This is a genomic window from Clostridium mucosae (genome assembly GCF_024622765.1).
In the GTDB taxonomy this organism is placed as follows: domain Bacteria; phylum Bacillota; class Clostridia; order Clostridiales; family Clostridiaceae; genus Clostridium.
On sequence record NZ_JANKAF010000009.1, the window covers coordinates 83677 to 95859 of the forward strand.

At 24.9% G+C, this 12183-nt stretch carries 12 protein-coding genes; 2 read left to right on the forward strand and 10 right to left on the reverse strand.

The window, feature by feature from the left end:
* Nucleotides 1–359: 359 nt before the first annotated feature.
* The 4 genes from NSA50_RS11315 to NSA50_RS11330 all read right to left on the reverse strand — a co-directional run bounded on the left by NSA50_RS11315 (nucleotide 360) and on the right by NSA50_RS11330 (nucleotide 3604).
* Nucleotides 360–578, reverse strand: coding sequence for a hypothetical protein (locus NSA50_RS11315; protein ID WP_195262509.1), 219 nt, complete (start codon nucleotides 576–578; stop codon nucleotides 360–362).
* A 158-nt stretch (nucleotides 579–736) separates the two neighbouring features.
* The gene (locus NSA50_RS11320) at nucleotides 737–1444 is read right to left on the reverse strand and encodes a hypothetical protein (protein ID WP_257445207.1); all 708 of its coding nucleotides are present in this window, start codon (nucleotides 1442–1444) and stop codon (nucleotides 737–739) included.
* A gap of 253 nt (nucleotides 1445–1697) precedes the next feature.
* On the reverse strand, nucleotides 1698–2615 hold the full coding sequence (locus NSA50_RS11325) for a DUF2935 domain-containing protein (RefSeq protein ID WP_257445209.1): 918 nt from the start codon (nucleotides 2613–2615) through the stop codon (nucleotides 1698–1700).
* 176 nt (nucleotides 2616–2791) lie between these two features.
* A complete protein-coding gene (locus tag NSA50_RS11330; RefSeq protein WP_257445211.1) occupies nucleotides 2792–3604 on the reverse strand; it encodes a dimethylarginine dimethylaminohydrolase family protein in 813 nt (270 codons plus the stop codon).
* A 184-nt stretch (nucleotides 3605–3788) separates the two neighbouring features.
* Here NSA50_RS11330 and NSA50_RS11335 point away from each other — a divergent pair, with 184 nt between their 5' ends.
* Complete coding sequence (locus NSA50_RS11335; protein WP_257445213.1) at nucleotides 3789–4604, forward strand: alpha/beta fold hydrolase; 816 nt, start codon at nucleotides 3789–3791, stop codon at nucleotides 4602–4604.
* Nucleotides 4605–4800: 196 nt separating this feature from the next.
* On the opposite strand, the gene NSA50_RS11340 is transcribed toward NSA50_RS11335, so the two are convergent.
* Nucleotides 4801–5625 carry a MerR family transcriptional regulator gene (locus tag NSA50_RS11340; RefSeq protein WP_195262514.1) on the reverse strand — a complete coding sequence of 275 codons (825 nt, stop codon included), beginning with the start codon at nucleotides 5623–5625 and terminating at the stop codon, nucleotides 4801–4803.
* Between the two features lie 89 nt (nucleotides 5626–5714).
* Here NSA50_RS11340 and NSA50_RS11345 point away from each other — a divergent pair, with 89 nt between their 5' ends.
* Nucleotides 5715–7067 (forward strand): MATE family efflux transporter, encoded by a 1353-nt coding sequence (locus tag NSA50_RS11345; RefSeq protein ID WP_257445215.1) that lies wholly within the window; start codon nucleotides 5715–5717, stop codon nucleotides 7065–7067.
* A gap of 73 nt (nucleotides 7068–7140) precedes the next feature.
* Here the strand turns inward: NSA50_RS11345 and NSA50_RS11350 are convergent, their stop codons facing one another.
* The 5 genes from NSA50_RS11350 to NSA50_RS11370 form a co-directional block, all read right to left on the reverse strand.
* Complete coding sequence (locus NSA50_RS11350) at nucleotides 7141–7866, reverse strand: glycerophosphodiester phosphodiesterase (protein ID WP_257445217.1); 726 nt, start codon at nucleotides 7864–7866, stop codon at nucleotides 7141–7143.
* 30 nt (nucleotides 7867–7896) lie between these two features.
* Entirely contained in the window at nucleotides 7897–8328 is a 432-nt protein-coding gene (locus NSA50_RS11355) for a ribosomal maturation YjgA family protein (RefSeq protein WP_257445219.1), read from the reverse strand.
* Nucleotides 8325–9428 carry a S41 family peptidase gene (locus NSA50_RS11360; RefSeq protein ID WP_257445221.1) on the reverse strand — a complete coding sequence of 368 codons (1104 nt, stop codon included), beginning with the start codon at nucleotides 9426–9428 and terminating at the stop codon, nucleotides 8325–8327. The genes NSA50_RS11355 and NSA50_RS11360 overlap by 4 nt, the downstream gene beginning before the upstream one ends.
* A gap of 265 nt (nucleotides 9429–9693) precedes the next feature.
* Nucleotides 9694–11163, reverse strand: coding sequence for a multicopper oxidase family protein (locus NSA50_RS11365; RefSeq protein ID WP_257445223.1), 1470 nt, complete (start codon nucleotides 11161–11163; stop codon nucleotides 9694–9696).
* 255 nt (nucleotides 11164–11418) lie between these two features.
* Entirely contained in the window at nucleotides 11419–12036 is a 618-nt protein-coding gene (locus NSA50_RS11370; RefSeq protein WP_195262520.1) for a superoxide dismutase, read from the reverse strand.
* Nucleotides 12037–12183 lie beyond the last annotated feature (147 nt).

Below are 12183 nucleotides of genomic sequence, written 5' to 3' on the forward strand. Positions count from 1 at the left end.
AAATAAATTTACTTTTGCTTTCACAAATTAAATCACTTTAACTAAACTAATCTAGTTGAGATTATAGACAATACAAAGGAAAAATATACTTATAAGCTTTCACATTAGCCTTTAAAAGTTATCCTATCGTACTTTTAAAATCTTTAATCTTATAATTTTCTAACAAAAAAACAAGGCTCTGTTACGCAACTAAAAATGTAAATTTATAATGTAAAATTAAGATGAAAACTACTGAAAGTAGTTTTAAAATAATGTAAATTTAAGTATTTCAGTATGAAATATCACTTTAAATTTTACATTCTACATTTTACTTAAATATCTTTATGCGATAGATCCTTGTTTTTTATTTTATTATATTATTATTTACTATATCTTTTTTCCAACTTGTTTATATCTTCTTTATTATCTACCCATTCTTCCATGTATCCACAATTGCAACATAAATATCTTGAAATATTTACAGTACCATTTAGAAACCCTGCTGGAATATTATTCCCCGTTCCATATATACCAGTTTCACCAGGTATTCTTAAGATTTTCTCACCGTTACATTTAGGACATATCTTTTTATTTTTCATAGCTTAAGACTCCTTTTAAATTTATTTATATAATTATTCTTTTAATAAACAAACATAAAAACCATTTATAATAGCTGATAAAATAAATCTATTTCTAATTAAACTTTTTTCTATAAAACTCATATAAAATTTCTAGATATTATTTAATATTAATTTAGTTAATTACTAATATTAAATAACTCATACATATCATTTTTTCTGTCTTCACCAAAATCTATTGTATAAATATCAAGATATGTCTTGTCTATATTTCTAATAATATCCTCTTGCAAAAGAATATCATTAATTTTAATTATCTCTTTAAAACTATACCGACTTAGCCATATATCCTTTGAAATATTAACTTTATATCCATCATTAAAATGAATATAATAATAGAAACTTGGGGATTTTCTATTTCTCCAATTTATACCTATGTCCCCTTCTTTTATATCAGAATAACTATATTCCTTTTCCAGAGGCTTTATAATATTATGTTTTATAATTTTATTTTCATAAAATATTGTATATTTATTTAAGCTATAGATAAAAACTAATATTAAAGAAAGTAAAATAGAATAGAAGATTATAGAACCTCTTTTATTTCTTTTCCTATAAATTATATCTCTTGTCATCCTTTTTATTTTAATTCTAAAGTAAATCATTGCTAATATTACTACTGGAATTAATAAACATACAATATTATCAAATATCTTCGTTGTTATTAATAAGTAGTTATAATTAAATGCTTTAATAAAACTATCAATTAAATAAGATACTCCAATAAAATGTAAAACAAATATTATTACTATTAAAATAAAAATCCCTAGTCTCTTAAAAAATTCTCCTATTGATTGTGCTTCAAAAAGCCAATTGTATTGATACATAAATAACTCCTATTTTAAATAAGTTTATTTTATTTTCCTTCAGTATATGCTTATTTTAAAGTAATATTTATTCATTGTAAATGATTTAAATAAATTCAATTATTTGGAATGAATCTTAAAGTTTCTATATTTATTTTTTATAATTAAAATAACCACCCTAAAAAGGTGGTTACTAAACTATATTCTTTATAAGATTTTCTTATTAGCTCTTCTTATGTATATTATTATTTTCCTTCATTAAAATATTATTTATCTAAATTCTATTTTCAAAACTTTTAAGTAATCTTATATAATGATTAGCTTCTCTTAAAACATGATCAGCCATAAGTGGAAGCATCATGGACTTTATTTTACACTCATCAATTCCTTCTGTACCTGACTTTTTAAAATCCCTGAAATTAATAGTTTCTGTTAATGTATTATCAGTAACACTCAGCATTGCTATATTGTCCATATTGATAGTCTTTTGAATTAAATCGTTATATTTTTTTATAAACTCATCTGCTGTTCTTATTAGAGTTCCTTCGGAAGGATCTAATAAACCTCTTATAAAGGAAGCATGTTCAAGCATAATATGGTCCCAAAATAACTCAGCATCCTTAATATTTTTCTCTTCGATATCTTGATCATTTTCCAAAGAGTAAACATATGAACGGTATAATTTTGCTTCATGTATTAAGTGATCTAAGAATGTAGGATAACTTGCAGTAAATAAATTACATGATAGTACTTCATTTAAAACTTTTGTTTTTAAGTCTATTAATCCATCAAGTAATTTTATAGCCCTACAATTAAGTTTTTTCACAGAATCCATTATTTTTTTATCATGTTCCTTATCACCTTTAGGCTGTAATTTTGTTTCCATAATTGTTATTTTAGAATTTATTTCTATACCAGTATAGTATTCTGTTTTTCTTTCTGTACTTAAAGTGTAATCTGTGTAAAGCTCCCCAGAATCTAATACTTCTTGCCTAACTCTTCCATTACTTATTTTTATAGTATCTAATAAAAGTTTTTCTAATTGTAATTTATATTCATCTGCTTCTTTAGCAAGCTTAGTATTTTTAGGCGTAAATCCTGCCTCCAAAAAAATAGCATGCTCTTTCATAATTCTTGCATAAAATAAATGTAACTCTAAAGATAAGAAAATATATCTTTTACGGCCTAGCATAGTTTTTCCTCCATAAGAATTTTATTATAGTATATTTATAAAATTCTTTTTATGTTCATCCTAAGCACTAATTTAATCAAATAATAAATTTTGTTTTTTTAATTTATTCTGCATGAAAGTTATATCCGCGTAAATATTTTACAAAGCAAAAATTATTCTCTAATACTACACATAAACTATTTCCTTAAACTAAACATACATGAACACCCTAAACTTCCTTCGCTTTTCATTATTTCACTGTATTCTATAAATTCAACTTCATAGCCTTTTTCTTTAAGCATTTCAGTTACAGATTTATTACTGCTTAATAACTTCTTATTTCCTAAATATACATAGTTAGTTCCTAAATCATCTGCATCCCTTTTTGATATTTCATATAAATTGTTTATGTATTTCTCTATTATCTTTTTATCATAAACATAAGGTGATATAACTGCACTTCCTTTATCTAAGGTATTGAAAACACAATCTAAATGTATTTTACTATTATCAAAATTTATTGGAATAACCTTTGCCTTATTCCCCATACTTATTAAAGCTTCTTGGAGTTCATTGACAGCCTGTATAGTTGTTCTGCTGCTCATTCCAACAAAAATAACATCTTGATACTTTATAACATCTCCACCTTCTATGTTATTCTTCATTGCATAATATTTAATATTATTACCCTTTATAAAATTCATAAAATTTTCAGTCTCAATTTTTCTATCTTCATTTCTCATTTTGCTAACAAACATTATATCATCTATTATAAATCCAATATCTTGGGTGAACACTTGCTGAGTTGCATTTTTATTTATATCTATAAAGTATAAATTAATATTATTTTTACTCATTGAATTTATAAAATTATTATATTGACTATAAAGCAAATCATAATTTACTTTATTATAATACTCACTACTTTTATCTATTATTTTAAAGTTTACTGGATAGCATAATATACAAGATTTTAAATTATCACTTTGGCAATAATTTTGTACCTTCATCTTTATCTCCTTATCTATTAAACATTATATATTTATAATTTCAAAATCACATCTATAATATTCACTTTTAAAATTACAATAAAAAACATTTTAAAACACATCTTATTTGAACATTTTAAATTATTAACATAAGCTGTAATTTTTGAATATATTATTAGAGATAAACTATATACGGGAGATCCTTATGAAATATTTTGTTAAAACAAGTGACAATACTCGAATTGCTATTGAAGATATAAATACTGAAGCTGAAAAAACTATATTATTTATACATGGATGGCCACTTAATCATGAAATATACGAATATCAACTAACGTTCTTCCCAGGTAAGGGCTATCGATGTGTTGGGATTGATTTAAGGGGATTTTTAGCCTCTGATAGACCATACAAAGGTTATGATTATAATACTATGGCTGCAGACATCAAAAAAATAATAGATGTTCTTAAATTAGATAATATAACTTTAGTAGGACACTCTATGGGTGCTGCAATATCAATAAGATACGTAGCTAATTATAATGCTCAAGGGGTATCTAAACTTTGTTTAATAGGAGCTGCTGCTCCTAGCTGGGTAAAAACAAAAGGTTTTCCTTATGGCTATACTGAAGAAGATGTTATTAGATTTATAAACAACTCTCTTAACGATCGACCTAATTTTATTAATAATATTTCTAATTTATTCTTCTATAGGTATATATCTCGAGATCTTTTAAAATGGTTTGATGATCTAGCATTATCCTCTTCACCATGGGCAACTACTCAATGTTTAATTAGCTTAAAAAATGAAAGACTATTTAATGATATACCTAAAATAAATATTCCAACATTAATTTTACACGGAACCCATGATGAAGTTTGTCCTTATGAATTTGCTAAGTATTTAAATGAAAATATTAAAAATTCTACATTAATTCCTTTAACAGAAAGTGGTCATGTACCATTTATTGAAGAAAAAATTAAAGTAAATGATAATATTCTAAAATTTATAGAAAATAATTAAGATAAATAGGATATCTCAAAACTATACTTAAAAACTAATTTAGAGATTTTAAATAAATAGCACCTAATAAGATATAAATATTTTTATTAGGTGCTTTTAGGTTGTAACTACATTCTATTTAATTTGCAGACTAAAAGCTATTTTAAGTCCTAACTATTTAGAGATAGTCCCGTTATAAATTCAAATATTACTATAATTAATTTCTTTCAACTTTTATTGAAACTTTAATAACAATATCCTCACCATTACTACTGGCTATTTCATCTATTAATACTTCTTCATAAGAATATCCACTAATTCTTAAATTATTTTCTTCTATGTATTTTATCATTTTTTCATATATCTTATAGACTTTATCGTAATATCCACGTGAATAACCTACTAAATAAAGACCTTTTGGCTTTATAACTAAATCCTTATATTTTTTCTTTCCTATTACCTTACTAAAATAATAACTATAATTATCAAATCTTTTATTAAGTAAATTTTCTTTACTTATCATAGATCCAACTGGATAACCATAATCCAAATCATTATCAATACAGTATTTTATAAGTTGTGTATATGTTTCTATATCATAATCATCTTCAGTTTCCTTTACTGGATTGCTTAATACTATATACTCTTCATCTTTTTCTTCTAAAGATAGTTCATTTGGAGCATTTATCCCAACATTTATTAATCTCAATTTAACTTCTAAAAGTTTTTGAATTCTTTTTAAATTTTTTATCTCCTTCTCAACTTCTTCTTTTTCATATTTAAATAATTCTAAAGTGCTTTCAGGAGTTCTTTTATCTAAAAACTTTTTAATTTCCTTTAATGGCATGCCAATTTCCTTTAATACTGATATAACATTAAAAACTTCTAATTGGTGCTTTGAATAATACCTATATCCATTATTCATAATTTTTTCAGGCTTAAATAAATCAATATTATCATAATGAAAAAGAGTTTTCTTTTTTATACCCCAAATCTCTGCAAATTCCCCTGTTGTATAATATTTTTTATATCTTTTTTCCATAAATAATAAACCTCCTATTGACTATTCCCTTACTGGATACTTTATTATAAGAAAAGGAAAAAATCAATTAATACTTAGGAGGGGGAGACATGAATAATTCACTTGGAAAGAAAATTACTTTTTTTAATCTTATAAAATTTACCTTGCCAACAATTATAATGATGGTATTTTTCTCACTATACACAATTATTGATGGTATATTTGTCTCTAGATATATTGGATCAACTGCTCTTTCTGCAATAAATATAGTATATCCAATTATTTGCATATTAATAGGAATAAGCGTTATGATGGCTACTGGTGGAAGTGCTATTGTTGCAAAGTTAATGGGAGAAGGAAAAAATAAAGAAGCAAAAGAAAGCTTTACTCTTATAACAATTTCTTCAATAGTATTTGGGCTAATAATAGCTATATTTTCTTTACTATTTATAAAACAAATTATTTACTTATTAGGCTCAACTGATAGTTTATATGAAAACTCCCATAAATACTTGTTTACGATGTTACTTTTTACTCCTGTAATTATACTTAAAATGCTTTTTGATTATTTTTTAATTACAGCAGGTAATCCAAACTTAGGTTTATTAAGTGCAATAATAGGAGGAATAACAAATATTATTTTAGATTATGTACTTATTGTACCTTTAAATATGGGAATTGTTGGTGCTGCATTAGCAACATGTATAGGTTATTTACTTCCATCAATAATTGGAATTGTGTATTTCTTTAATAAGAAAAACATCTTACATTTTGTTAAGCCTAAATTCAATTTTAAAACAATACTATATAGTTGTAGCAATGGTTCTTCAGAAATGGTAACTCAAATATCATCAGCTGTTACAACATTTTTATATAATATAATAATGTTAAAGCTTTTAGGTGAAAATGGTGTTGCTTCTATAACTATAGTTTTATATACTCAATTTTTATTAGTTTCTGCTTTAATAGGCTTTACTTCTGGGGTATCACCTCGTATAAGCTATAACTTTGGCAGTAAAGATAAAAAACAGCTTACTAAAATAATTAAATATAGTTATATATTCATAATGTTGTTTTCTATTTTCACTTTTATAATTTCAAAATACTTATCTCCATCATTAGTTTCTATATTTGCTGGGAAAGGAAATGAAATTTATGATATTACTTTAAATGGATTTAATTTATTCCAAATAAGCTTCTTATTATGTGGGGTAAATATATTTACATCTGGAATGTTTACTGCATTTTCTAATGGTAAAGTATCTGCTTTACTTTCACTTTTAAGAACATTTGTATTCTTATCAACTGGAATAATATTTTTACCATCATTAATAGGTGTAAATGGTGTTTGGCTTGCTGTTCCTCTTGCGGAAACCTTAACTTTAGTGTTTTCTTTATTTTATGTTTATAAACACAAAAATACCTATGGATATAGCTATAAAAACTTAGAACCCTATACTTAAACAAAAAAGTTAAATTAATCTACAGTATATTCCGTAATAAGAAAACACTATGGATTAATTTAACTTTTTCTTTTTATATTTCTTCTTTTAATATTTCTCTTAATAACTCTGGATAATCAGTAAATAATCCATCTGCTTTATTTTTAATAAGTAATCTCATATATATTGGATTATTAACAGTATATATATTAACCTTCAGATTATTTTCATGTGCTTCTTGAATTAACTCTCTTGATACAAGTCTTAAATCAGGATGAATTGCATCTACCTCTAACTCTTTAGCATATTTAATTACATCCTCTATTGGCTTATCATATAATATCCCTATCTTTATACTACTATCTAATCTTTTAGCAATTTTTATAGAATCATGATTAAAGCTTGATAAAATTATTTGTTTATTTAATTTATATTCATTTATTAAACTAATTACATCTGATTCAATTCCCCTATAATGAATCTCATCTGTCTTTAATTCTATATTTAATGTTATATCTTTACCTTTAATTAGTTCTAGTACTTCCTCTAATGTAGGTATATGACAATCTATATTATCTGTAAATAATTTTTTTCTATTTTTAAGTTTTATTAACTCATCAAGATTAAAATCCTTAACTAAACCCTTCCCTAAATAAGTACGCTCTACATCTTCATCATGAATTACAACAAGTTTATTATCTTTTGTCTTATGCACATCTATTTCTAGACCATTTGCCCCAGATTTGATTCCTTCCTTTAATGAAAGCATCGTATTTTCTGGATAATTAAAACTTGCTCCCCTATGTGCAAAATTTATCATCATTCTCCTCCTTATATATCATACCTAATATCAATCAAACTTAATTCTAAATATAAATTTATCTATTATTATTCCTATAAATATCCCAACAGTATAACAAATCAAATCAGAAAATAAAAATCCATGACCTAATATTAATGATCCTATTAGAGTATTTCTTATTTCATTAAGCCACACTCCTTGATATAGTTGTGAAATTTCTATTCCATAAGAGAATATTAAAGATAATATTGTAATTTTTCTTATATTAAACCTATTAAATAGAACGGCTAATCCTAAATAGACCATAGTTGCCCATAAGGTATCTCCTGCATACTTTCCTAAAAAACTAGGCAAATAATTAATATACTTTCTTGAGACTAATCCAAAGCACATTGTAGTTAAAGTTAATAATAAATAAATTGCTCTACTTCTACTAAAATTACTTTCTTTATTTTTAAAGAAAGTTCCAAGCTTTATCATTTTATATAATCCTCTATTTTTCTATAAACTATTTCTTCTGGATATAATGCCATAACTGAATCATCATCTATTAACTTGTAATATTTTGTTGAGTAAGTAACAATAAATTTACTATTTGGTAATTCAAATTTTAATATTTCACCATAACAGTTAGGTTTTCCTCCAGATGGTTCTCCTACTATCTTTGCATTAGTTTCATTTATAAATTCATAGGCATTTAAAAGGGCTGATGAGAAAGTTCTTCTACCAATTATGACTTTTAAATTTTCACGTTTATTTATATATTTATTTGTTTTTATAAAATCTATAAGTGTTCTAATTAATCTAGAATCGCCTCCAAGATTATCACTTAAATCCAATGTTAATTTTTCAATGGAATTTTTATTAATATATTCAACTACGTCATTTATCTTTTGACTTAATTTTATATCTCCATCTTCTCTACATGAATTATATTTTATATATATTTCTTTTGAATCTATCAAATGTTCATACCAAAAGTTTTCAAATTCATTTTTTGCATATATAGGTAATTTATATTCTTCTGTATATATCAATTCCTCTAAGGATAAAGTCTCTACTACAATACATTCAAAATTATTTGCTTTAATTTTAACTTTATCTACTGAATCTATTAATAATAATCCATATAGTACATCAGCTGCTTGAAGATATTTCATGCTTTGCTCTTTAAATAAAAACTCATTTTCATATGAGATTATTTCTTTTAGTTCTTCTATAATTTCATATATTGATATACCCTCAATTGAGCTTACCTTTTTATACAACAAACTTTTATATTTTTCATTAGTCTTTATTATATAAATTCCATCATTAAACCAATAAAACTTAAATGGTAAATACTTTTTAACTGGAAAAATAATAGAAGTATGTGCGTCCTTTACTGATGCAACAATTCTACTTAGCTCAACTTTCATATCATCGTAATCTAAATTATTTACTATTGATTTTAAATAATTTATTTTTTCTTGAAACTCATCTCTTGATATATGAAAAAATAAATTTTTATGTCTCTCTATTAAGTTTTCTTTTAAATACTCTATATCTTCAAACCACTTTTCTTCCCATGTATCACTCATTATAGCTCCTTTATGTTATTAAATTTATTATATTATTGTTATTATAAATTATTTTTTACTATCTTTTGTATAATAAATTCAATTTATATCCTTATTATTCACTATACCATTATTAAAGAATAAAGAGACGAATTTATTTGAACTAAACTTTTAATAGTTAGCTAAATAACCACGCCTCTTTCTTTTTAAGATTATCAACTTAGTAAACATTAATATTATTAATACTTTTAATACCTATCAAAATAAAATATTTTCTAATATGATTTTACTCTATTTTTATTTGCCCCATCATACCTTCTTCTTCATGTTCTAGTATGTGACAATGATACATATATGCTCCTACATTATTAAACCTTACGATAAGTTTTACTTCTTCATCAGGATTAATAAACACAGTATCTTTCCATCCCATTTCCTCTGGTAAAGGTTCTTTTCCATTCCTTGTTAAGATTTGAAATTGTGTTCCGTGTATATGGAATGGATGCCCCATAGAATGCATCATTGTAGCTGGATTAGTAATTGTCCAAATTTCAGTTTCTCCATATTTACCTACTTCATTTATTATATCCATATCAAATTTTTCATTATTTATTGATACCATATGCCCCATACCTCTAAGTTCAAAACTTCTTTCTTTAGTTACAGTATCCTTTGTCATTCTATCTATAGTAGTTAAGCTATTAGGTATTTCAGTTTTATCTTGCACTTTTTCATTAACATTAAAGGTTATTATACTTTTGTTATCGCTTTTTAATTCTATTTTGGTTCCAACTTCATACTTTGAAAAATCAACTATTATTTCGCCTCTTTCACCAGGTGATAGGAAAATGCTATTTTGTTTTACTGGCGCTTCTAAAAATCCTCCATCTGAAGCAATTTGATAGAATTCATCATTATTACTTAACTTCAAATCAAAATTACTTGAATTAGCTCCATTTACTATCCTAAATCTAACTTTTTCTGTTTTAACATCTAAAGTGGGATTAATTGAACCATTAATAATTATTGTGTCTCCTACTGCTCCATCCATCATATTTGGATCATATATAAAGCTTCCATCTTTATTAAAGCTTCTATCTTGAATAACTAATGGTATATCATTTATTCCATAGTCCTTAGGAATATTTAAACTTTTGGATACTTCATCTTCAATATAAAATAATCCTGCTAGACCTTTATAAACTTGTGTTGCTGTACTTCCAATAAAATGTGGATGATACCATAAAGTTGCTGCTGGCTGATTTATAGTAAAGCTTGGACTCCACGTCTCTCCTGATTGTATTCCTTGATGAGGACCTCCATCATTTTTACCCTCTACCTCTAATCCGTGCCAATGAATAGTTGTTGCTTCTTTCAACTTATTATTAACATGGATATTTACCTTTTCTCCTTTATTTACTCTTATTACTGGCCCTAGAAAACTTCCATTATACCCCATAGTATTTGTTTGCTTATTATCTATAAATGAAGTTTTTCCTTCTTGTGGCTCTAAAGTAAATTCAGCTATATTTTCATCTGGATTTGTATCCTCTAAAAGCTCAGGTATTGGCAATTTATTTTTAGACTCATCTATATTATTATCATTATTAGTATTATTAGTTATATTTGTCTTTTCTTCTCTATCTGTATTATTAATTAAAGATTCATTAAAAGGATTCATCAATAAAGCATATGCAATTATTATTGCTAATGCAATGACTCCTATTATTATATATTTACTATTTTTGCTCTTCATCTTACTCCTCCTAATTAAAATTAATTATTATTTAATATATACTATAAATTAGATTTGTGTAGAAAGTATGAAGATTTTTAATATCCACTTACTTTGAAGAATATGCTTTTTAACTTAAGGTTAATTAAAAGCACATCAAATTTAACTGCCCTTTTATATTAACAGCTTTATTATTATATCTGTTTACTATAAAAGGAAGCATATTAAATAATGATGTGCTTTTTTCTAATATTGTTTTGAATCTAATTCAAGTTTTTAAATGTTATGACAATCTTCATAAAGACCTTCAACTTTTTCCCAGTCTATTACATTCCAAATATTTTTAGCATAGTCTGCTCTTAAGTTTTTATATTTTAAGTAATAAGCATGTTCCCATACATCTATTGTTAAAATAGGAATAAGATTATCCATGACTGGTGAATTTTGATTAGCTCTCTTTACTACTGATAATTTTCCATCCTTATCTTTAACTAAGAATCCATAACCAGATCCAAACTGAGAAATAGCTGCATTTGTTAATTCTTCTTTTAGCTTTTCTACACTTCCAAAAGTTTTATTTATTTCTTCAAGTAATTTTCCTTCTGGTGCTTTCTTTGGAGTTGGAGAAAGTATTGAAAAATATAGGTTATGGTTTGATACTCCACCACCATTATTTACTACTGCTACTCTTATTTCTTCTGGTAAATCTTCTACATCTTTTATTAATTGATCTAAAGTTTTTCCTTTTGTATATTCTTCATAACCTTCTAAAGCTTTATTTAAATTAGTTTCATATGTTTGAAGGTGCTTTCCATAGTGTGTTTTAACTGTTTCTTCATCTATATATGGTTCTAATGCATCAAATGCATATGGTAAATTAATTTTGTTATACATAAGTCATTTCTCCTTTTCTATATTCCTACTATATTTTTTATTAGGTTAAAATAACAACTTATTTAAATTACTAAATATACTAATAAATTAAATAAATAGTTTATTACCCATTATATTAATCAATTTTAATTTACCCCTATTTCATAA

Coding starts and splice junctions, on each gene's coding strand:
- NSA50_RS11315 (WP_195262509.1), bottom strand. CDS start 578: ATGAAAAATAAAAAGATATGTCCTAAATGTAACGGTGAGAAAATCTTA.
- NSA50_RS11320 (WP_257445207.1), bottom strand. CDS start 1,444: ATGTATCAATACAATTGGCTTTTTGAAGCACAATCAATAGGAGAATTT.
- NSA50_RS11325 (WP_257445209.1), bottom strand. CDS start 2,615: ATGCTAGGCCGTAAAAGATATATTTTCTTATCTTTAGAGTTACATTTA.
- NSA50_RS11330 (WP_257445211.1), bottom strand. CDS start 3,604: ATGAAGGTACAAAATTATTGCCAAAGTGATAATTTAAAATCTTGTATA.
- NSA50_RS11335 (WP_257445213.1), top strand. CDS start 3,789: ATGAAATATTTTGTTAAAACAAGTGACAATACTCGAATTGCTATTGAA.
- NSA50_RS11340 (WP_195262514.1), bottom strand. CDS start 5,625: ATGGAAAAAAGATATAAAAAATATTATACAACAGGGGAATTTGCAGAG.
- NSA50_RS11345 (WP_257445215.1), top strand. CDS start 5,715: ATGAATAATTCACTTGGAAAGAAAATTACTTTTTTTAATCTTATAAAA.
- NSA50_RS11350 (WP_257445217.1), bottom strand. CDS start 7,866: ATGATAAATTTTGCACATAGGGGAGCAAGTTTTAATTATCCAGAAAAT.
- NSA50_RS11355 (WP_257445219.1), bottom strand. CDS start 8,328: ATGATAAAGCTTGGAACTTTCTTTAAAAATAAAGAAAGTAATTTTAGT.
- NSA50_RS11360 (WP_257445221.1), bottom strand. CDS start 9,428: ATGAGTGATACATGGGAAGAAAAGTGGTTTGAAGATATAGAGTATTTA.
- NSA50_RS11365 (WP_257445223.1), bottom strand. CDS start 11,163: ATGAAGAGCAAAAATAGTAAATATATAATAATAGGAGTCATTGCATTA.
- NSA50_RS11370 (WP_195262520.1), bottom strand. CDS start 12,036: ATGTATAACAAAATTAATTTACCATATGCATTTGATGCATTAGAACCA.